Here is a 21,058-nt window from a genome sequence, read left to right on the forward strand (position 1 = left end):
ACGCTCGGAGTCGTTCCTTCATTCCGAGCGTACATACGTTTTATTTCTTCTTGTGCACGTTCCGGATGGTTTTTTTCTTTCCGCTTCCGCTGCTCTTTCCACCTACAGCGCCGCCAAATCCCCCCGCATTTCGTCCATTTTCATTTACGCCGGTCTGTTTGTGCCCGGTCATACCGCCCACAGCCGGTCTTTTGGCGTCTTTTGCACGATTGGCAGCAGCCGGTTTTGCCGTCTGGCTGCCATGATGCGCCCCTTTATATCCGCCAGCCGCGAAATCGCGTCCTTTGATCTGCCGCGGACGGATCAGGCATTTCTTATCAAAACCGATCAGATCCGTTCTGCCTGCCAGACGGAGTGCTTCCAGCACCAGATCATAGTTTTTCGGATTGCGGTACTGGATCAGCGCACGCTGCATCGCTTTCTCATGCGGGTTGGTCGGCACGTACACTTTTTCCATCGTGCGCGGATCATATCCCGTGTAATACATACACGTAGACAGTGTGGATGGCGTCGGATAGAAATCCTGCACCTGCTCCGGCATGTAGCCGAGGTCGCGCAGATATTCTGCCAGTTCGATTGCCTCCTTGAGCGTGGAACCCGGATGGGAGGACATCAGGTACGGAACGAGGTACTGCTTCATTCCCAGCGAGTCATTCATCGCTGCATATTCCTTCATGAACTGGCGGTAAACCTTATTCTCCGGTTTTCCCATCCGTTTTAATACATTATCCGATATATGTTCCGGCGCTACCTTGAGCTGTCCGCTGACATGGTACTGACAAAGCTCCCGCAAGAATGCCCGGTTTTTCTCCGCCAGCAGATAATCGAAACGGATACCCGAACGGATGAAAACTTTTTTTACCTTCGGAATCGCCCGCAGCTTCTTTAACAGGGAAATATAGTCGCTGTGATCGGCATTCATGTTTTTGCACGGCTGCGGGAACAGGCACTGTTTGTGCGGACAGGCACCGTAGGTCATCTGTTTTTCGCATGCCGGGTGCCGGAAGTTTGCGGTCGGACCGCCGACATCGTGGATGTACCCCTTGAAATCTGGGTCCTGGGTCAAAAGTTCTGCTTCCTGAATAATTGATTCATGGCTGCGGGTCTGCACGATGCGTCCCTGATGGAAGGTCAGCGCACAGAAGCTGCATCCGCCGAAGCATCCGCGGTTGCTGATCAGGCTGAATTTTACTTCCGTGATCGCTGGAATACCACCCGCTGCATCGTAACACGGATGCCAGGTTCTCATGTATGGAAGTGCGTAGACATCGTCCATCTCTTCCTGGGTCAGTGGTTTCGCCGCCGGATTCTGGACCACATAGAGGCGGTCGCTGTACGGCTCAACGAGGCGTTTTCCCGAAAATGGATCGGTGTTGCTGTACTGGGTGTAAAAGCTCTCCGCATACGTCTTTTTATCGGAGGAAACCTCGCGGTAAGACGGCAGACGGATTTCGTCGTAAACAGAATCCAGGTTTTCCGCCTTATAAACAGTTCCCTCGATGAAGGTGATATCCTTTGCCTCGATGCCGCTGGCCAGTGCATCTGCGATCTCCACGATCGAGCGCTCGCCCATTCCGTAGGAAATCAGATCTGCCTGGGAATCCAGCAGAATGGACCGTTTCATTTTTCCGGACCAGTAATCATAATGTGCCAGACGCCGCAGGCTGGCTTCGATACCGCCGAGGATGATCGGCTTTTTCGACCAGGTGCGGATCAGGTTGGAATAGACGATCGTCGCATAATCCGGACGTTTTCCCATCTCGCCGCCCGGTGTGTAGGAATCCTTTGCGCGGCGCTTTTTCGAAACCGAATAATGGTTTACCATCGAGTCCATATTTCCGGCGCTCACAAGCCATCCGAGACGCGGTTCGCCCAGAATCCGGATGGATTCCTGATTCTTCCAGTCCGGCTGGGCGATGATGCCTACTTTATAGCCGTGCGCTTCGAGCATACGGCTGATGATCGCGTGGCCGAATGACGGATGATCGACATACGCATCCCCGCACACGTAGACAAAATCGCAGCTCTCCCAGCCGCGCTTGTCCATATCCGCCCGGCAGATCGGTAAAAAATCATGTATCATTTTATCTTGCCCCCTGTATCAGTTCCCGGTAGTCCCGGATATAAAAATCAGCTAATTCTTTCTTTTCTTCGGTCATGGAAAGTGAAAATACGTCCTCGACCGCGCCAACGCGCATACCAGCCCGTTTTCCAGCCAGAATCCCCGCCGGGACGTCCTCAAATACCAGACATTTTTCCGGCTGTACGCCCAGATCCGCCGCTACTTTCAGATAGATATCCGGCGCCGGTTTTCCTGCTGCCACCTCACAGGCAGTTGCCACCACACCGAAATAGGAACGGATATCCAGAGAATCCAGCACGGCTGCTACCATATCCTGTGCATTGCTCGTTGCAATTCCCATGCGGATTCCTTTTTTCTTTAAAAATGAAAGAAATTCCGCAACACCTGATTTAAGCGGTACCTCATGGCGGTATTTATCGATCGACATTTCAATCCAGATGGCCTTGATCTCATCCAGGGTCATCGGCAGCTGGAAGCGATCTTTAAAATAGATTGCTGTCTCGGAAAAGCTCATGCCCTCGATCACCTTCTCAAGATCTTCCGGACAGTCATAGCCGTAACGCTTTAAAAATTCCACATCGATCGCTTTCCACATCCACATGGAATCGACCAGGGTGCCGTCGAGATCGAAGAGGACGGCGTCTACTGTGTTCCAGTTGATTTCAGGAGGTGTGTTATTTTGGGTGTCTGACAAATTTTCGTCATTCGATACACAATTTTGTGAGGTTAGCATTCTTTCTTTTAACGCTCTAATTTCATCTTCCGTCAGCGCCCGGTACTCTCCCGTCGCCAGTGCCTCATCCAGGGCAAGCGGTCCCATCGAAAGGCGTTTCAGGTAAATGACTTCGCCGCCCTCTGCCTCAAACATCCGCTTTACCTGATGAAATTTTCCTTCATGGATGGTCAGGCGCGCCTCGCAGAGGTCTTCTCCTGCGTCGTTCCATTTTTTCTCGATCACAAGCTCTGCCGGCCGTACCGGTGTGCCATCCTTCAGCGTCAGTCCTGCCTGAAAGCGCGCTTCGATTCCTTCTTTCAGTGTTCCCTTTACGCGTGCAAAATAGACCTTATCCACGTGTTTTTTCGGTGCCAGAAGCTCATGTGCCAACGCACCGTCGTTTGTGATGAGAAGCAGTCCTTCCGTATCAATATCGAGGCGTCCGACCGGGAAGAGGTCTTTTCGCTTTGCTTCATCAATAAGGTCAATGACAGTCTGATAGCGCCCGTCTTCCGTTGCGGAAACGACGCCCTGCGGTTTATTTAACATATAATATTCCGTGTCTGCCCAGCCAACCGGCTGTCCATCCAGTGTAACCCGGGTTTCGTCCGGGAATATTTTCCGCTCAGACTCGCGGCAGACGGTTCCATCGACCAGAACCCGCCCTTTGCGGATCATCTCTTTTACCTGACTGCGCGTTCCCTGCTTCATCTCTGCCAGGAAACGGTCTAAACGTATACTTTTACCCTGTCCCATCACTGCCACCTCCATCCGGGATTGTATTTATTTTTAAGCTGACCGCCCCGTTTCTGCGCCCAGCCAAGCGGAAATCCATCCACACAGATTAGTACAAGACCATCTGCTGCCTCTTCCTCTGCGGCTGTCAATGTCTCGCCCTTTAAATAACGGATCGTGCGCTCATCTGAGGCATTAAAATTTAAGTAATTTACAAATTCCTGCATCCGCAGGTTCATTGCCAGCGCCTGGGATGGTTCAAACCGCCCTTTTTTCAGTTCTCCAAGCAGAAGCCCGGTACGCAGACAGCGGAGCGGCCTAAAATAACGTGTATTGTCGCCTGCCAGCGCTGCCGGGAGGTAATAGATGCGCTCGCCGTCACGGTAGAATTGCTCCGGATTCCAGGTTCTTACCGGAAGCTGGCGCAGAAGCTCAAACAGGGGGGAAAAATCCTCGGCGGTCTGGTTTTGCGCCACGTTTTTTCCCTTTCCAAACATTTTCCCTTTCGCTTTTCCGGAAGCCATCTGTCTGGACTTACCGTCTTCCGCCACACGGCACAACCGCGCTTCTATTTCCTCTACCAAAAGTGGATCGCTCAATGCTTTCTCACCGGCATTTTCCAAATTCTTGACATTTGCGTCTGGTTTCTCCGTCCGCTTCTCCAACAGCGCAACAAAATGTCCTTCGCCCTCCAGACGGTGCGGAAACAATCTCAGACAGCCCTCAATGCCACGGCTTCCCTCAAAGCCATATTCCGGTTTCTGCGGCACGACCGCCATCTGCGGATATTTCTCCAGAATATACTCGATCGTTCCCTCGTCCTCGTCCCTGTCAAAGGTACAGGTCGAATAAACCAGTTTCCCGCCCGGCGCAAGCATCTGCACGGCACAGTCGAGAATCTGGCGCTGCAGCGGCGCATAATAATCGGGACCTTTTTCGTTCCAGCTCTTTACCATCGACGGATCGCGGCGGAACATACCTTCGCCGGAGCACGGCGCATCGACCAGAATCTTATCAAAAAACTCCGGCAGGATGCCAGCCATTTTTTCCGGTGCCTCGCTCGTTACACAGATATTTCCCGCTCCGAACATTTCCAGATTTTTAAGAAGCGCTTTTGCGCGCGAATTGCTGATATCATTGGAAAACAGGACACCTGTACCGGCTAATTTCGCCGCCAGTTCCGTACTTTTACCGCCCGGTGCCGCGCACAAATCCAGAACCCGGTCGCCCGGCTTGATCGGCAGCCATGCCGCCGGTGACATCGCACTCGGTTCCTGCAAATAGTAGAGTCCCGCGTAGTACCACGGATGCCTGGATGGGCGTTCGCCCTGATAATAAAAACCGTTCTTCGTCCACGGCACTGGTTTCAAATTCCAGTCCGCCGTCTGTGCCATCTCTAAAAACTGTTCCGGTGTCAGCCTGCCCGTGTTGACGCGCAGCCCTGAACGCGGCTCTTCCTCATACGAAGCCAGATACTCCGGGTATTCCTCCCCCAGAAATTGTTTCATTTTTTCAAGAAATTCTTCCGGCAGTTCTCGGTAATCCAATCGTTTTCCTCCTGTTTTTGTCTATTGCTCTGTATATCCATTTATAATCGTGATTCTAAAGACTTTTTCTTCGCGCTCATTCGTTCTTTCTTTGTTCGGTATGCCGGTTTTCAGGCTTCCAAAAGGAATGAGCCATTTTCTGTCTACATATATATAATCTATCTTTATATTACTTTTTAATGATAGAAAGGCGCTCCCATGCCATATATAAAAAAAATATTATCCGCCCTGTTCCCAGCACTTATCCTGGCGCTTCTGCTCTCACATCCGCGTCTCTCTGCGGATGGGGCACAAAAAGGACTTCTTTTATGGTTCAATACGGTCTTTCCGACGTTATTTCCCTTTATGCTCTTCTCAAAGCTTTTAGCTGAACACGGTGGCGTCCGGCTGCTTCTAGCGCCATTTCACCCGGTTTTGAAACATCTTGGGATGTCTGTCTACAGCGGCTATGCCCTGCTTGCCGGGCTGCTCTGCGGTTACCCGATGGGAATGAAAACTGCCGCCGATTTTAACCGGAAATCGCTGCTTTCGGCACATGAAAAACGGCTTCTGACCGCCATCAGCGCTTCGCCAAGCCCCATGTTTATCGCCGGATATGCTGCACCTAGGCTGAACCCGGCAGTTCCGTCAAACTATCTGGTTCTGGCACTATATACGCCGCTTTTATTGGTTGGAAGTCTCCTATGCATTTATAATAAAGTAACTTCTTTTACCCTTCAAAACCGATTTTTTTCGAAAGAAACCGGCTCTGTCAAGCCTGCCCGCACAAAATCCACATCTGTCTCCGTTCCCGCTTCCTTCGACACCATCCTGATGGACTGCATCGAACTGCAGGTCCGCATCGGCGGTTTGATCATGCTGTATTCGATCCTCGCTGCCTTTGCCGACGCCTTCTGTTCCGGCACGCTGCGTCTGGTTCTGATCGGGACGGCTGAAATGACAACCGGCATCGATGCGATCGCCCGTTCTGGTGCCATATTCAGTATCCCGGTTCAATCCGGCGCGATGGCGGCATGTGCTGCGTTCGGCGGGTTATCCGGGATCGCCCAGACAAATTCAGTCATACGGGACAGCCGAAAAGACAGAGAAAAAAATGCCGGACTTTCCATCCGGCATTATGTACTGTGGAAACTGGTTCACGCCAGTCTCTCGTTCGTTCTCTTTATTCTGCTGCTTCGCCGGATGCCGCCTGTGTAGCGGCCGCTGCTGCCTCGGCGCCTGTGTTCTCCTCCGGCTCGGTCACGACACTGCCAGCCAGCTCATTGCGGTTGGAAGATACAACATCGTAGCTGGACTGCATCGAACTCATGTAAGACTCGAAACGGCTCTGCGCGCCCTCCATCGAATGCTTGATGATGGTCTGCAGGCTGCGGAGCATGTCGTCCGTGTACTGAACGGAACCCTGGCGGATATTGTTTGCCTCTGTGACAGCGTTGTCCACGATCTGCTGTGCCTGTGCATTTGCCTGCTCAATAATGCTGTTTGCTTCTGCATATGCACGCTGCATGATCTCATGCTCATTAACCAGCTCATTGGTCTGGGCGGTCGCCTCGGCTACCATCGCGTCTGCCTGGGAACGTGCCTCCTGCAGAATCGCATCCTGGTTGCTGATGATCTTCTGATATTTCTTGATCTCCTCCGGAATGCGAAGACGCAGTTCCACGAGCAGTTCTTCAATCTCTTCTTTATTTACTAAAATCTTCGTGTTGGACAGCGGCTGAAACTTGCAGCTGTCGATATAATCTTCAATTTCTGTGATGATCTGTTCAATTCTGCTCATAGCTTTTCTCCTTACTTACATTCCCTGTCTTCCTGAAGCGCCTGGTATTTCTCCTGTACTTGTTTTGCAATGACCGGATCAAGAAATTCGGAAATGTCTCCGCCGTACATCGCAACCTCTTTTGCCATACTGGAACTTAAATACGCGTATTTAAGGTTCGTTGTCAGAAACAGGGTATCTATTTCGGGTGCAATCACCCGGTTCATCTGCGCGAGCTGCAGCTCATATTCGAAATCCGTGATCGCACGCAGACCACGCACGATGACCTTTGCGTGATTCTGGCGCATGAAATCGACCAGAAGTCCGTCAAACGACTGCACCTCCACGTTAGGAATGTCTTTTGTCACTTCCTCTAACATCTTAACACGTTCTTCGACAGAAAACAACGGAGATTTTGCGTTATTACACAAAACTCCCACGATGACCTGATCAAAAATTTCGGAGGATCGCTTTATAATATCAAAATGTCCGAGCGTCACCGGATCAAAGCTGCCCGGATAAATGGCTGTTTTCATCTTTTTTTCTCCTTTGGTATTCAAGCTTTTCGGATAAACAGATGTTTATTCGTCTTATATATCTTCTCTTTTTCGAGATGGTATCCCAGTTCTGAAAGGTAGCTGCACCCGGTCTCTTTCGATGCCTCTGTGATGATCATCGTATGTTCATCTGCCAGGGACGAATGCGCCAGATAAGTAAGCACTTCTTTCTCCCAGAGATGGTTGTACGGAGGATCCATAAAAATGAAATCAAACGCACTCTTCCGGTTTTCTATCCGTTTCAATGCATCCAAAATATCACAGTTTAACAGCGTCGCCTTATCAGCCAGGCGGGCCGCTTTCAGATTGTCACGGATGCAGTCCGCCGCTTTCGGATTCTTCTCCACAAAAACAGCTTCTTTTGCCCCACGGCTTAAAGCTTCGATCCCGATCGCCCCGCTTCCGCTGAATAAATCGAGAAATGTGCATCCATAGATATCATTCTGAATCATATTAAAAAGAGTTTCTTTGATACGGTCCGTCGTCGGTCTCGTATCCATTCCCTCGATCGTCTTTAAAGTAAGCCTTCTGGCACTTCCTGCTATTACCCGCATGGATTTTTCTCCATCTTACTAGAAATATTAATGTATTTTGAACTGCAACCGTAAAATTCACCAAACAGTTTGCGTATTTTTTAACACTACATCTGTTCTATTATAGTATGAGTTTTACTGATATACAAGCATAAAATCGGATCAATACTAACTTTTTTCCCTACATTGTGGGTGTTTTGCCCCAAAATGTCAATTTGCACAAAACCTTCTAGTGTATTTCACTTTTAAGATCCGCATACTGAGAATGTAACAAAAAGAGACACCCGGACAAACGAAAGTTTGAAGGGGCACACGCAAAAAAGGAGGCGTCTGTTATGTCTAGTTCCAACAACACGAACAAAACCAATGTACCGGAAGCCAAGGAAGCGATGAACCGCTTTAAGATGGAGGTTGCCAATGAGATTGGCGTTCCGTTAAGCGAGGGCTACAATGGTAACCTGACCTCCGCACAGGCTGGTTCCGTCGGCGGCTATATGGTCAAAAAGATGATTGAGGAACAGGAAAAAAAGATGGCTGGTAAATAAGGCATCGTAGGGCTCTTCTGAATCTTCGCTGAAACGGCGAAAAAAACGGCAGCAGCATGATTGTCAAAACCGGACTTGAACGACCGATTTTCAATCATGCTGCTGTTCTTTTCTGCAAAACATTCATTCACTTGTTTGACAGACAGATTGTATACTTACTTTAGCGATAAAAATGCCGCCAGATTCCCCCTCTTATCTCCCATCACGCGGTGTGAATATAAAAGATCCGGATTGCATTTCGTACATACATTCGTCACAGCCAGATGCTCCGGCAAAATTCCGGCATCCAGGAGCACCCGGCGGTTCGCGCCCCAGAGGTCAAGCTGGTACTTGCCATTCCCCTTATTCATGAGAATCGATTTCCCATTCCAGGAATAACAGGATGTTGAATCATCCTGACTGATTTCTGCTCCAAATTCTTCTTTAAATGCGTCTGCCACATCCTCACTGACCTCATAACAGTCCCGGCAGATGCTCGGTCCGATGCAGACGCGCAGATCCTCCGGCTTCGTGCCGAACGCCTCTCCCATCGCCTCGATCGTTTTCTGTCCCATCCGGTGAACGGTTCCCTTCCAGCCGGAATGCGACAGTCCGATCGCACGATGCACCGGATCTACAAAATATAATGGTACACAGTCCGCAAAAAATGTAACCAGCGTCAGCCCCGGCACGTTTGTGATAAGCCCGTCGATGTTTTCATAATCGCGTTCCCGCCAGATTCCTTTTCCAGCGTCCGCTTCCGTAACAAGACGGATATTCGTCGTGTGTGTCTGATGGCTGAGCACCATCTTTGACACATCCGTTCCCAGAATCCGCGCCATTTTCCGGTAATTTTCAAGCACATCGTCCCGGTTGTCGCCGCGCGTCAGCGAAAAGTTCATCGTACTGAAATACCCCTTGCTCGCTCCGCCAAGCCGGGTAGAAAATGCGTGGCGCACCATCCTGGTCTGCTCTAAGAGCGGAAAGGTAAAATAAGCCACTCCGTTTGACTCATGAAGGGTAATTGGTGCCGGATGAACTGTTTTTTGTATATAGGTAAGCGCCATGATTGTCACATCCTTTTTCTGTCTCTTGCTCAAATCTGATTGTGCAGTTTTTGAATTCTTTCATTTGTAATTATCCGCACCAGAACGCGTCCCGAATTAATCTCACGTTACTGCCAAGCACCGCCACCACATCAAACCGGCACGGCGTGTCCTCGGAAATATGATAACGCGTCATATAATACCGGGCGGTACGAAGAATCCGCGCCTGCTTGCGGGCATCCACTGCCTCCGCCGGATCGCCTTCGTGTTCATCGCGGCGGTATTTGACTTCGATAAAAACCAGGTAGTCTCTATCTCTTGCGATAATATCAATTTCACCCTGGCGACAGCGGAAATTCCGGCAGAGAATCTGATAGCCGTGCCGGGTGAGATATTCACACGCCAGAGTTTCATATTCAGTTCCGATGGCACGGCGGTTGAATGAATTTCCATGAAGATGAACGTTTCTTTCTCCCATTCAGCTCCCTTTCTGTTATTTCATCCCCTGCATCGCGGCTTCCTCGCCCAGCAGCTTCTTCAAAAAGGTTCTCCGGTGGATCGGGCATGGACCATAGGTTAAAATTGCCTCGTTATGCATCTTGGTTCCGTATCCTTTATGCTTCGCAAACCCGTATTCCGGATAGATTTTATCGTACTCCATCATCATATGATCCCTCGTCACTTTTGCCAGGATACTGGCTGCCGCGATCGAGACACTTTTTGCATCGCCCTTGATAATCTTAATCTGCTTTTCCTCCGAAATCCCCGGAATGATGACCGCGTCATTTAAAAAGATATCCGGCTCCTGCGGAAGCTGTACGACTGCCTGACGCATCGCCTCATAGGTCGCCTGCAAAATATTGATGGAATCGATCACCTCCGGGCTTACAATTCCAATTCCGTAGGCAGCTGCCTTTTCTTTGATTTCCAGAAATAATTCTTCCCGGCATTTTTCCGACAATTTTTTGGAATCGTTCAGCCGCAGAATCGTACAGTCTTTTGGAAGTACCGCGACCGCCGCCACCACCGGACCGGCTAATGGACCTCTGCCCGCCTCATCAATGCCGCAGACGATCCCTGCACTTTCGTACTGATGTTCATAGGCGCGCATTCCTTCGAGACGCGCCAGTTCTGCTTCCAGTTTTTCTCCTGTTAGTTTTCTCATGTTTTCCTATACCTCCGGCACTTCCAGCGTCACGCGCCCCAGTTTGCCGCTGCGGAAGTCATCTAATAGGAAGCCAGCCGCTTTTTTCGTATCCAGCTCGCTGCCCTTTAAAAGACAGGAACGTGCCCTTGCGATTTCACGCAGGATTTCCCAGGCTTTTTTTGTATCTTTGCCGTCCCCAGCCGTATTCTCAACCAGCGTCACACCATACCGCTCTTCCAGGCGCTTTCCGTAACGTCCGGACATATTTTTGATCAGCTCGGCTGCCAGCTCTTCCTTATCCAGAATCTCATCGTTGATCGAGCCGATAAATGCAAGGCACAGTCCCACATTCGGATCTTCAAATTTCGGCCAGAGGATTCCCGGCGTATCGAGAAGTTCCAGTGTCTTATTTAAGCGGATCCACTGGTTTCCCTTGGTAACACCCGGTTTATTTCCAGTCTTGGCGCAGGCTTTTCCGGCAAAGGAATTGATAAAGGTCGATTTTCCGACATTCGGAATGCCGACTACCATCGTCCGCACCGGGCGGTTTTTGATACCGCGGCGGCGGTCACGCTCAATTTTCTCCTTGCATGCCTCCTGCACCAGCGGCTGGATCTGCTTCATTCCCATGCCGCTGCGCGCGTTGATGCGGAGTGCATGGATGCCCTGCTCCTTAAACCATGCGATCCAGCGCTCTGTACAGCCGTCGTCCGCCAGATCCGCCTTATTTAAAAGGACAATCCGTCCCTTTCCCTTCGCAAGCTCATCAATATCCGGGTTGCGGCTGCCGAGCGGCACGCGCGCATCCACCAGCTCAATCACCAGATCGATCAGCTTGATATCTTCCTTCATGGCTCTTTTTGCCTTTGTCATATGTCCAGGGTACCATTGTATCTGCATGAAATTTTCTTCCTTTCTTAGAACCTATCTCGACGAAATCAACCCAAACCGGCTAACCGGCTGGATCCGCAGCCAGACTTTTCCTTTGATCTGCCGGAACTTCACATTTCCCACATTGGCAAAGCGGCTGTCCTCACTGCCGGAGCGGTTATCACCCAGCAGAAAATATTCGTTTTTATCCAGACTAATCGGATATTCCGCCAGTCCAGCCAGAGCCGCCTTACCCAAGTCGTTCGGGGCGTCTAATTTTTCATTATTAATGTAAATATAACCGTCCTTGATCTGCACCGTCTCACCTGGCAGTCCAATGACGCGTTTTATATTGTAATTTCCCGTTTCTTTTTCAAATACGATAATGTCATAGCGCTTTGGGCGCATCACGCGGTAACTCAGGCGGTTCATCAGAACCTTTTCGTTCTGCGACAACACCGGTTCCATTGATTGACCACTCACCCGTATCTGTGTCCCCATCGCAAACACGGCGAACCACGCGATCGAAATTACCACCGCGATATCCACGATCCATCCAACCACCAGACGGATGCGGTTTTTATCCTCTTTCAGCTCCATATGTCACTCCCTCTCTATCCGTTCCCCATGAATCATCGCTCATGTCGCAAGCGACCGCGCTCGGCGCGAGAATGTGCCAGGACACATTCTTTTTTATAATAGGGAATCACAAGGAATTTCCTATTACACGAAAAAAAGCTGCTGCACAGCTCCTCCCGCCGCGCCGGACACACATAACCGCATATCCGGATGCACAGCAGGCTGACCTGTACAGCAGCCCCATCCGCTTCAGAAATTATTTTACTAACTCTTTTACCTTCGCTGCCTTGCCGATTCTGGATCTCAGGTAGTTCAGTTTTGCTCTTCTTACTTTACCTCTTCTTACTACTTCAACGTTCTCTACAGACGGAGAATGTAACGGCCAGGTCTTCTCTACACCAACACCGTTGGAGCTCTTTCTAACAGTGAAAGTCTCGCGAACGCCGCCGTTCTGTCTTTTAATAACAGTTCCCTCGAAAACCTGAATTCTCTCGCGGTTTCCCTCTTTGATCTTAGCAGATACACGTACTGTATCGCCTACGTTGAAACTCGGAACGGTTTCCTTTAACTGAGCTGCTTCAATGTTCTTAATAATCTCGTTCATCTTTGTGAACCTCCTTTAAAATCTTTGATGTTCTTAATACGATCTTTTATCCCGTAAAAACGTGCTTCCTGTAACAGCGGAACATCTCTTTATTTCACAGAATATGATTTTATCATAGAAATCCTTGATTTGCAAGGACTTTCTGCTCTCTTTTTTAGAGTTTTTTTGTTTCTTTTTCCTCTTTCTGACGAATCAGCTCTTCCAGATATTTCTTCTCTTTCTTATCCAGAACCGCATCCTTTAAAAGGTCCGGGCGGCGTTCCAGCGTCCGTTCGATCGATTTCTGACGGCGCCAGGTCTCGATATTTTTGTGATGCCCGGTCAGAAGTACGTCCGGGACCGCCTTATCCATAAATACAACCGGGCGGGTGTACTGTGGATATTCCAGCAGATTGTCGTGAAATGACTCAAATTCCGCGGATACGTCATTATTTAACACACCAGGCACCAGACGGGAAATGCAGTCGATCATAACCATCGCCGGAAGCTCACCGCCCGTCAGGACATAATCGCCGATCGAGAGATAGTCGGTCACAACCAGCTCTAACGCGCGCTCATCGATCCCCTCATAATGCCCGCAGAGGAACACCAGATCCTCTTCTTTCGCCAGTTCTTCTGCGATTTTCTGGTTGAAAACCTGCCCCTGCGGAGTCAGATAGATCACGCGCGGACGTTTTCCGGTGCGCGCCGCCAGGGCTTCATATGCATCGTAAATCGGTTCCGGCTGCATCACCATACCGGCGCCGCCGCCATAGGGCGCATCGTCTACATGGTGGTGTTTGTCCTTCGAGTAATCGCGGATATTGATCGCCTCGACCGAGATCAGCCCTTTGTCAATCGCACGCCCCGTAATACTTGTGTTCAGTCCCCCCATTACCATCTCCGGAAACAGGGTCAGAATATGAAAATTCATCCGTTTCTCCTATATTTATACAGCACTTTCACAACGGTACTTTCATTTTAGGATTTTCATTCCATTTACAGATCCAGCAGACCGTCCATGATATGAACCGTTACAGTGCCAGCCTCCAGATCCACATTCAGGATGCATTCCTTGATGGATGGGAAAAGGTATTCTTTGCCCTCAGGTCCTTCGATCACGTACACGTCGTTAGCCGCTGTCTGAAGGATATCTTTCACCGTACCGAACTCCTCGCCCTCGTCCGTCAGCACTTTCAGACCAATCAGATCGGCAATGAAATTCTCATCTGGATTCAGTTTCACCGCCTGATCGCGGGTGATCAGAATATCCTTATTACGAAACGGCTCGCAGTCCTCAATCCGATTCATCTCTTTAAATTTAAGAATGACCATATTTTTGAAAAAACGCACCTGTTCCACGGTCACCGGCATTTTTTCTTTTCCAGTGTCGATATACGCTTTTTTTAATTTTTTAAAACGATTCACATCATCGGTGGTAGGAAATACTTTCACATCTCCGCGCAGGCCATGCGGGGATGTAATTACACCAACTCTCAGATAATCAACCATTCTATAATCCTCCTGTATGAAATAGAACGTGCCTTGCATTCCCGCGCCGGGGTGCGGTTGCGTTGGCATCCTCTTGAATTTCCTGTGATATAAAAAAGCCGGACACCCTTTCAGGCAGCCGGCTTTTCAGCTTCGTCTGTATTACTGAATCTCTACAATAACTTTCTTGTCTTCCTTGGATGAAGCCGCCTTGACAACCGAGCGAATCGCTTTCGCGATACGACCCTGTTTTCCAATTACCTTACCCATATCGGCCGGTGCAACGGAAAGCTCGATTACAGTCTCATCGTCTTTGACCGATTCTGTAACCACTACCTCGTCCGGGTTCTCAACCAGTGCTTTCGCGATAACTTCTACTAATTCTTTCATACCTTTGCACCTCACAGGTCAGTATGCTTGATTTACTGGATACCAGCGATCTTTAAGAGTTTACCAACAGTCTCTGTCGGCTGAGCGCCTGTTGCTAACCATTTCTTAGCAGCTTCCTCGTCGAATTTCAGAGTGCTCGGCTCTGTGTTCGGATCATAGATACCGATCTCCTCGATGAATCTGCCATCTCTCGGGGATCTGGAATCTGCAACAACGATTCTATAGAAAGGAGCTTTCTTCTGACCCATTCTTCTTAATCTCATCTTTACCATTTTAAATTACCTCCTGAAATTTTCCTTATTTCCTTAAATTATAAAATATAGCTAATGCACACTGCATCTACTAACACTTGTTTAAAACGGCAGCTTCATCTTTCCAAGCATACCGCCGAGTCCGCCAAGACCCTTGCGTTTTCCGCCGCCTGCCATACCCGGAAGCTGTTTCATCAGCTTTTTCATATCTCCGAACTGTTTTACCAGGCGGTTGACTTCTGCGATGTCCACGCCTGCGCCCTGTGCGATTCGTTTCTTGCGGGACGGATTCATCAGATCCGGGTTGCGCCGCTCTTCGGCTGTCATCGAAAGGATGATCGCCTCCACGCGTCCCATCGTCTTCTCATTTTCATCTAAATCCAGACCTTTAAGCTGTCCCATACCCGGCATCATGCTCATGATGCTCGCCATGCCGCCCATCTTCTTGATCTGGTTCATCTGATCGAGGAAGTCGTTGTAATCAAATTCTGCCTTCTTAATCTTGCGGCCGAGTTCTTTTGCCTTCTCCTCGTCGATCACAGCAGATGCTTTGTCGATGATGGAAAGAACATCGCCCATGCCCAAGATCCGGGAAGCCATACGGTCCGGGTAAAACTGTTCCAAATCGGAAAGTTTCTCGCCCATACCGACATAGAGAATCGGTTTTCCGGTTACCGCCTTGATAGAAAGAGCCGCACCGCCTCGCGTATCGCCATCCATCTTTGTCAGAACCACACCGTCAATGCCGATTTTGTCGTTAAACATGCTCGCTACATTGACTGCATCCTGACCAGTCATGGCATCTACAACGAGAAGTGTCTGATAAACATCCACATTCTCTTTGATCTCAACCAGCTCATCCATCATCGCTTCATCGATGTGGAGACGACCGGCTGTATCGATGATAACCACATTGTTGCCATTTTTCGCCGCGTGCTCAAGCGCTGCCTTTGCGATATTGACCGGTTTGTGGTTCGTTCCCATCGCAAATACGGGAACACCCTGTTTTTCACCATTTTTCTGCAGCTGTTCGATTGCCGCCGGTCGGTAGACATCACATGCTACCAGCAATGGATTTTTTCCCTTTGCCTTGAGCTTTCCGGCAATCTTTGCCGTCGTGGTCGTCTTACCAGCACCCTGGAGACCTGCCATCATGATGACGGTAATCTCATTGCCCGGTTTTAACGCAATCTCTGTCATTTCGGAGCCCATCAGCTTGACCAGCTCGTCGTTGACAATCTTTATTACCATCTGTCCTGGATTCAGACCATTTAAAACATCGGTTCCAATCGCCCGCTCCTGTACAGAATTGATAAACTGTTTTACTACCTTGAAGCTTACATCCGCTTCCAGAAGGGCCATCTTGACTTCTTTGAGTCCGGCTTTTACGTCGCTCTCGCTGAGTCGTCCCTTGCCTGTCAGGTTTTTAAACACATTCTGCAGTTTGTCTGCCAAGCTTTCAAATGCCATCAAAAACCTCCTGCATTATAAATCCAATATCTCGTTTGAGATTCGCCCGATTGCCTCAATCAGCGCCTGATTCTGTGTCTGGCTGAATTCTTCCGTCAACCGATGAATCTCAGTTACTTTTTCCTTGGTTTTCTGGAATTTGGCAATCAGTCCAAGCTTTTCCTCATAACCAAGAAGTGTACGGTCACAGCGCCGGATCAGATCATGCACACCCTGACGGGTAATGCCCTGTTCGTCTGCAATCTCGCTGAGGGACAGATCGTTAAATACCACATCCTTATATACACTTTGCTGATGCTTTGTCAGGAGTTCTCCGTAGAAATCATACAAAAGACCCTGTTCAACAATTTTTTCCATTCCTCATCACCTGTGTTATCATACACGATAATCTAATTGGTGTCAAGTATTTTTTCTTTACACCAATCAGATTATCAATCGAATTATTTTTTAATGACGTTCTGTTTATGTTTTTCAAATTCTATCCCCGCACCGGATGACCGTCTTCCTTCGGCAGTTTCTTCGCCGCCCGCCAGAAGCAGATCATATGTGCCGTCGCTGTGACCGCCCAGGAGATCGGGTACGACAGATACAGGATCGCCAGCGACCGCTGCGCTGCAAATATGGTAAAGATCCAAATCACCCGCAGTCCGCAGGCGCCGGTCAGAGAGACAAGCGTCGGCAGGATCGAATACCCAAGTCCGCGGATGCTTCCGACCATCGTATCCATCATGCCGCACAGGAAATATGTCGTACAGATGATCGACATCCGGAGCAGTCCATAGGAAATAACGTCGGCATCTTCTGAATATACCTGCAGCAGCCACGGACCGCCGAGGTATGCTGCAAATCCAAGCACCAGTCCTACTGTCACAACGACACCCTGGCAGGTGGCAAGAATCTTTTTGATCCGCGTATATTTCTCCGCTCCGATATTCTGGCTCGTAAAGCTTAAATTGGTCTGATACAGCGCATTCATCGAGGTATACACAAATCCCTCGATATTCTGCGACGCCGTGTTGCCTGCCATCGCGATCGAACCGAAGGAATTGACGGACGACTGAATCAGTACGTTGGAGATCGCAAAAATCGCACCCTGGATACCAGCCGGAAGACCTACCTTTATAATAAGAAGAAGTTTTCTCCGGTTGACTCCCAGCCTGGAAAGCGACAGCTTCATCGCGCCCTCTGAATGCATCAGGCAGCGGATAACCAGAAATGCGGAAATACACTGGGAAATCACGGTTGCCAGCGCGACACCCGCTACGTCCATCTGGAGCTGGGTAACAAAGAATATGTTCAGTGCTGCATTGATAACACCTGCCACGGTCAGGAAATACAGCGGACGTTTCGTATCGCCGATCGCGCGCAGGATCGCACTTCCGAAGTTATACACCATCGTTGCCGGCATACCGGCAAAATAAATCCGCATGTAGATCGTCGATTTATCGATGACATCGTCCGGCGTCCCCATCAGTTCCAGCCAGAAACGTGAGGTAAACAAACCCAAAAAGACTAGAAACAGCCCGCTCATCAGGCTGACCGTGATCGCCGTATGGATTGTCTCGCTCATGTCACGGTCATTCTTCGCACCATAATAGCGCGCTACCAGGACGTTCGCGCCGATCGACAGACCGATAAAGACGTTAATGAGAAGATTAATAAGGGAACTGGTCGAGCCGACTGCTGCCAGAGACTGGCTGCCTGCAAAACGTCCCACCACAATCACATCCGCCGCATTAAAAAGAAGCTGAAGCACGCCGGAAAGCATCAACGGAATGGAGTATGTAAGTACCTTTCTGAGAATCGGACCATTGCACATATCCATTTCATAGGATTTCGCCATGTTTTTTTTCCTTTCGTATCTAAAAAAAGTCCTTTCATTTTTCAAAGGCTGGTCAGTTGATACTATTCTACCCCCTTTCCGTGCGCTTTTCAAGCGTTCTTTTATCGTTGACTTTTTCTCAGCGCGTCTTATAATAAAAGCAGCTAAATTGTGACTGTGAAGGTACTGAACAGTTACGATAAATTTATGGCGTAAACTGTCCGGCATCTTCACAGTTACAGCCACTCTATTTATAAGGAGGACATCATGATGAACACACAGCGACTTGATAAAATTTTGAAAAAAATGGAGACAGAGGGACTCGATCAGATGATTATTTCCGATCCGTATGCGATCTATTATCTGACAGGTCGTTTTATTGATCCGGGTGAACGTCTGCTGGCGCTTTACATTAACCAGTCCGGCAAGAACAAGATCTTTATCAATAACCTCTTTACCGTTCCGGAAGATCTGGGCGTAGAGAAATTCCGTTTCTCGGATACAGACGATTACCTGACTCCTCTGTGCGACTGTGTTGAGGCAGGCAAACCGCTCGGTATTGATAAAACATTTGCTGCCCGTTTCCTGATTCCGGTCATCGATCATTCGGGCGCTTCCTCCTACAAGGTCAGCTCCATCTGCATCGATGAGGTCCGTGCGTGCAAGGATGACGAAGAACGTGAAAAAATGCGTGCGGTTTCCGCAATCAATGATAAGGCGATGGCACAGTTCCGAGGTCTGATCCATGAGGGCGTGACTGAGGAAGAGATCGCTTCCAAGATGTTAGATATTTATAAGAGTCTCGGTGCAGACGGATATTCCTTTGAACCACTGGTTGGCTTCGGTGCAAACTGCGCGCTTGGACACCACGGTCCGGACAACACGGTTCTGAAAGAGGGCGACACCGTCCTGTTTGATGTTGGATGCAGGAAGGATGGCTATTGTGCCGATATGACACGTACTTTCTTCTATAAAAAAGTACCGTCTGAGAAGCACCGCGCTATTTATGAGACCGTCCGCCGCGCAAATGCTGCCGCAGAAGCAATTCTGAAACCGGGCGTTCCGCTCTGCGAAGTCGATAAAGCTGCCCGCCAGATCATCGAGGATGCCGGATATGGTCCGAACTTTACCCATCGGCTGGGACATTTCATCGGTCTGGAAGTACATGAGTACGGCGATGTTTCTTCTGCGAACACCAAGGTCGCTGAGGTTGGCAATATCTTCTCCATCGAACCAGGTATTTATGTAGAAGGCGAAGTTGGCGTGAGAATCGAGGATCTGGTGCTGATTACTGAGGATGGATGCGAGATTCTAAACTCCTTCAGCAAGGAGCTGGATATTGTAGAGTAATCACATCGCATCATTTATAACACGATTATAAAAAAGAAACTGTTACAGATGTATTTCTGGTAATTCCGATTACAAATCACGAGTCATCCAGAAAGCCAGCATCTGTAGACAGTTTCTTTTTAGTTTTCTTTAAAAGCTAATTATAATTTTCATTTATAAAAAGGCGTTTTTACGCGTTCAGCTTCTCCGTCATCATTTCATTCACTTTACCCGGATTTGCCTTGCCCTTCATCGCTTTCATCACCTGACCAACCAGAAATCCAAGTACCTTTGTCTTTCCACTCTTATACTCTTCCACCGTCTTCGGGTTTGCGGCGAGTACATCGGAAACTGCCTGTTCCAGGGCACTGTCGTCATTGACCATGCCAAGTCCGTGTGCATCGACATAGGCGGACGGATCGACATCTTGCTCGAAAACAGCTGTAAATACTTCTTTTGCCGTGTTGTTATTGATCGTTCCGGCATCGACCAGATCGATGAGCTGTGCCAGATGCATCGGGGAGAACCACAGGCTTTCAGCGTCCTGTCCTTTTTCCTTGAGCAGGCGGCTTGCCTCGCCGATCAGCCAGTTTGCCGCTTTCTTCGGTTTCTGGCAGATGGTAGTGGTCTTTTCAAACATATCCGCCATCTTCTTAGACTCAGTCAGAATGCGGCTGTCATATTCAGACAGACCATATTCACTCTGGTAACGTGCCATTTTTTCCGGCTGCAATTCCGGCAGGGCGGCGCGGACGGATTCCAGCCATTCATCGCTGATGCAGACCGGCGGAAGATCCGGATCCGGAAAATAACGGTAATCTTTCGCATCCTCTTTAGAACGCATCGCATAGGAGTATTCCTTGTTGTCATCCCAGCGTCTCGTCTCCTGAATGACCTTCCTGCCCTCTTCCAGCAGCTCAATCTGGCGGGCGCGCTCGCCGTCGATCGCACGGGCAATCGCCTTGAAAGAGTTCAGGTTCTTCATCTCGGTTCTCGTACCAAATGTCTCACTTCCCACCTCACGAACCGATAAGTTGACATCGGCACGCATCGAACCTTCCTGCAACTTGCAATCGGATGCGCCCAGATACTGTACCAGCAGGCGCAAGCGTTCGAGGTAGGCAATAACCTCATCAGCACTCCGCATATCCGGCTCGGAAACGATCTCGATCAGCGGCACGCCGCTTCGGTTGTAATCAACCAGCGAGCAGTCTTCCCACTCGTCGTGAATCAGCTTTCCGGCATCTTCCTCCATATGAATTTCATGAATACGAATTTTCTTTTCACCGGCAGGCGTGTCGATCGGGATATAGCCGTCGTGGCAGATCGGGAGATACAGCTGGGAAATCTGGTAGTTCTGCGGGTTATCCGGGTAAAAATAGTTTTTCCGGTCAAATTTACAGAACTGGTTGATACCGCAGTTTGCCGCCAGACCGACAGACATCGCGTATTCAACAACCTTCTTATTTAAAACCGGCAGAGAACCCGGCATACCGGTACAAACCGGGCAGGTATGAGTATTTGGTTTTGCTCCAAATTCGGTGGAGCAGCCGCAGAAAATCTTGGTTTTCGTCGCCAGCTCTACGTGTACCTCCAAGCCGATGACTGTCTCATATTCTTTCTTCAT

Annotated in this window: 23 protein-coding genes; 3 read left to right on the forward strand and 20 right to left on the reverse strand. The window is 49.3% G+C overall.

Annotated elements, in window-relative coordinates:
* Positions 1 to 40 precede the first annotated feature (40 nt).
* Genes DXB70_RS05805 through DXB70_RS05815 form a run of 3 tightly spaced genes read right to left on the reverse strand, consistent with a single transcriptional unit; the run spans position 41 to position 5,080 of the window.
* Positions 41 to 2,083, reverse strand: coding sequence for a YgiQ family radical SAM protein (locus tag DXB70_RS05805; RefSeq protein ID WP_118672860.1), 2,043 nt, complete (start codon positions 2,081 to 2,083; stop codon positions 41 to 43).
* A 1-nt stretch (position 2,084) separates the two neighbouring features.
* Positions 2,085 to 3,554, reverse strand: coding sequence for a pseudouridine synthase (locus DXB70_RS14625; protein ID WP_118672861.1), 1,470 nt, complete (start codon positions 3,552 to 3,554; stop codon positions 2,085 to 2,087).
* The gene (locus DXB70_RS05815) at positions 3,554 to 5,080 is read right to left on the reverse strand and encodes an RsmB/NOP family class I SAM-dependent RNA methyltransferase (RefSeq protein ID WP_118672862.1); all 1,527 of its coding nucleotides are present in this window, start codon (positions 5,078 to 5,080) and stop codon (positions 3,554 to 3,556) included. Before DXB70_RS05815 ends, DXB70_RS14625 begins: the two co-directional genes overlap by 1 nt.
* 198 nt (positions 5,081 to 5,278) lie before the next feature.
* Here DXB70_RS05815 and DXB70_RS05820 point away from each other — a divergent pair, with 198 nt between their 5' ends.
* Entirely contained in the window at positions 5,279 to 6,277 is a 999-nt protein-coding gene (locus tag DXB70_RS05820) for a nucleoside recognition protein (RefSeq protein ID WP_243099909.1), read from the forward strand.
* Here DXB70_RS05820 and DXB70_RS05825 read toward each other — a convergent pair.
* From DXB70_RS05825 to rsmD, 3 genes are read right to left on the reverse strand one after another with little or no spacing between them, the layout of a single operon-like run.
* A complete protein-coding gene (locus tag DXB70_RS05825) occupies positions 6,243 to 6,860 on the reverse strand; it encodes a hypothetical protein (RefSeq protein ID WP_022358776.1) in 618 nt (205 codons plus the stop codon). The two genes, DXB70_RS05820 and DXB70_RS05825, sit on opposite strands and share 35 nt — an antisense overlap.
* Positions 6,861 to 6,871: 11 nt before the next feature.
* Positions 6,872 to 7,375, reverse strand: coding sequence for a pantetheine-phosphate adenylyltransferase (gene coaD, locus DXB70_RS05830; protein WP_022358775.1), 504 nt, complete (start codon positions 7,373 to 7,375; stop codon positions 6,872 to 6,874).
* 20 nt (positions 7,376 to 7,395) lie between these two features.
* On the reverse strand, positions 7,396 to 7,950 hold the full coding sequence (rsmD, locus tag DXB70_RS05835) for a 16S rRNA (guanine(966)-N(2))-methyltransferase RsmD (protein ID WP_118672863.1): 555 nt from the start codon (positions 7,948 to 7,950) through the stop codon (positions 7,396 to 7,398).
* A gap of 314 nt (positions 7,951 to 8,264) precedes the next feature.
* Between rsmD and DXB70_RS05840 the strand changes: the two genes are divergently transcribed.
* Positions 8,265 to 8,474, forward strand: coding sequence for an alpha/beta-type small acid-soluble spore protein (locus tag DXB70_RS05840; protein WP_022358773.1), 210 nt, complete (start codon positions 8,265 to 8,267; stop codon positions 8,472 to 8,474).
* A 155-nt stretch (positions 8,475 to 8,629) separates the two neighbouring features.
* Here the strand turns inward: DXB70_RS05840 and pgeF are convergent, their stop codons facing one another.
* The 13 genes from pgeF to DXB70_RS05905 all read right to left on the reverse strand — a co-directional run bounded on the left by pgeF (position 8,630) and on the right by DXB70_RS05905 (position 18,123).
* Positions 8,630 to 9,520, reverse strand: a complete 891-nt coding sequence (gene pgeF, locus DXB70_RS05845) for a peptidoglycan editing factor PgeF (protein WP_118672864.1) — start codon at positions 9,518 to 9,520, stop codon at positions 8,630 to 8,632.
* A 70-nt stretch (positions 9,521 to 9,590) separates the two neighbouring features.
* A complete protein-coding gene (locus tag DXB70_RS05850; RefSeq protein ID WP_022358771.1) occupies positions 9,591 to 9,977 on the reverse strand; it encodes a YraN family protein in 387 nt (128 codons plus the stop codon).
* 15 nt (positions 9,978 to 9,992) lie between these two features.
* Positions 9,993 to 10,664, reverse strand: coding sequence for a ribonuclease HII (locus DXB70_RS05855; RefSeq protein WP_118672865.1), 672 nt, complete (start codon positions 10,662 to 10,664; stop codon positions 9,993 to 9,995).
* Between the two features lie 6 nt (positions 10,665 to 10,670).
* Entirely contained in the window at positions 10,671 to 11,546 is an 876-nt protein-coding gene (gene ylqF, locus DXB70_RS05860; protein ID WP_118523359.1) for a ribosome biogenesis GTPase YlqF, read from the reverse strand.
* Between the two features lie 24 nt (positions 11,547 to 11,570).
* Positions 11,571 to 12,116, reverse strand: a complete 546-nt coding sequence (gene lepB, locus DXB70_RS05865) for a signal peptidase I (RefSeq protein WP_118672866.1) — start codon at positions 12,114 to 12,116, stop codon at positions 11,571 to 11,573.
* Between the two features lie 235 nt (positions 12,117 to 12,351).
* On the reverse strand, positions 12,352 to 12,699 hold the full coding sequence (rplS, locus tag DXB70_RS05870; protein WP_022360232.1) for a 50S ribosomal protein L19: 348 nt from the start codon (positions 12,697 to 12,699) through the stop codon (positions 12,352 to 12,354).
* Between the two features lie 154 nt (positions 12,700 to 12,853).
* Complete coding sequence (gene trmD / locus DXB70_RS05875; protein WP_106999917.1) at positions 12,854 to 13,612, reverse strand: tRNA (guanosine(37)-N1)-methyltransferase TrmD; 759 nt, start codon at positions 13,610 to 13,612, stop codon at positions 12,854 to 12,856.
* 65 nt (positions 13,613 to 13,677) lie between these two features.
* Positions 13,678 to 14,190 (reverse strand): ribosome maturation factor RimM, encoded by a 513-nt coding sequence (gene rimM, locus DXB70_RS05880; RefSeq protein WP_106999918.1) that lies wholly within the window; start codon positions 14,188 to 14,190, stop codon positions 13,678 to 13,680.
* Between the two features lie 141 nt (positions 14,191 to 14,331).
* The gene (locus tag DXB70_RS05885) at positions 14,332 to 14,559 is read right to left on the reverse strand and encodes a KH domain-containing protein (protein ID WP_022360235.1); all 228 of its coding nucleotides are present in this window, start codon (positions 14,557 to 14,559) and stop codon (positions 14,332 to 14,334) included.
* Between the two features lie 32 nt (positions 14,560 to 14,591).
* Positions 14,592 to 14,831, reverse strand: a complete 240-nt coding sequence (rpsP, locus tag DXB70_RS05890; RefSeq protein ID WP_106999919.1) for a 30S ribosomal protein S16 — start codon at positions 14,829 to 14,831, stop codon at positions 14,592 to 14,594.
* 81 nt (positions 14,832 to 14,912) lie between these two features.
* The gene (ffh, locus tag DXB70_RS05895; RefSeq protein ID WP_106999920.1) at positions 14,913 to 16,280 is read right to left on the reverse strand and encodes a signal recognition particle protein; all 1,368 of its coding nucleotides are present in this window, start codon (positions 16,278 to 16,280) and stop codon (positions 14,913 to 14,915) included.
* A 15-nt stretch (positions 16,281 to 16,295) separates the two neighbouring features.
* Positions 16,296 to 16,637 carry a YlxM family DNA-binding protein gene (gene ylxM, locus DXB70_RS05900; RefSeq protein WP_106999921.1) on the reverse strand — a complete coding sequence of 114 codons (342 nt, stop codon included), beginning with the start codon at positions 16,635 to 16,637 and terminating at the stop codon, positions 16,296 to 16,298.
* A gap of 121 nt (positions 16,638 to 16,758) precedes the next feature.
* Positions 16,759 to 18,123: an MATE family efflux transporter gene (locus tag DXB70_RS05905; RefSeq protein WP_118672867.1), complete on the reverse strand. Its 1,365-nt coding sequence runs from the start codon at positions 18,121 to 18,123 to the stop codon at positions 16,759 to 16,761.
* 249 nt (positions 18,124 to 18,372) lie between these two features.
* Here DXB70_RS05905 and DXB70_RS05910 point away from each other — a divergent pair, with 249 nt between their 5' ends.
* Complete coding sequence (locus tag DXB70_RS05910) at positions 18,373 to 19,452, forward strand: Xaa-Pro peptidase family protein (RefSeq protein WP_117795456.1); 1,080 nt, start codon at positions 18,373 to 18,375, stop codon at positions 19,450 to 19,452.
* A gap of 169 nt (positions 19,453 to 19,621) precedes the next feature.
* Here the strand turns inward: DXB70_RS05910 and gatB are convergent, their stop codons facing one another.
* Positions 19,622 to 21,058, reverse strand: coding sequence for an Asp-tRNA(Asn)/Glu-tRNA(Gln) amidotransferase subunit GatB (gene gatB / locus DXB70_RS05915; RefSeq protein ID WP_117795458.1), 1,437 nt, complete (start codon positions 21,056 to 21,058; stop codon positions 19,622 to 19,624).

The organism is Clostridium sp. OM05-5BH, from assembly GCF_003481505.1.
In the GTDB taxonomy this organism is placed as follows: domain Bacteria; phylum Bacillota; class Clostridia; order Lachnospirales; family Lachnospiraceae; genus Otoolea; species Otoolea fessa.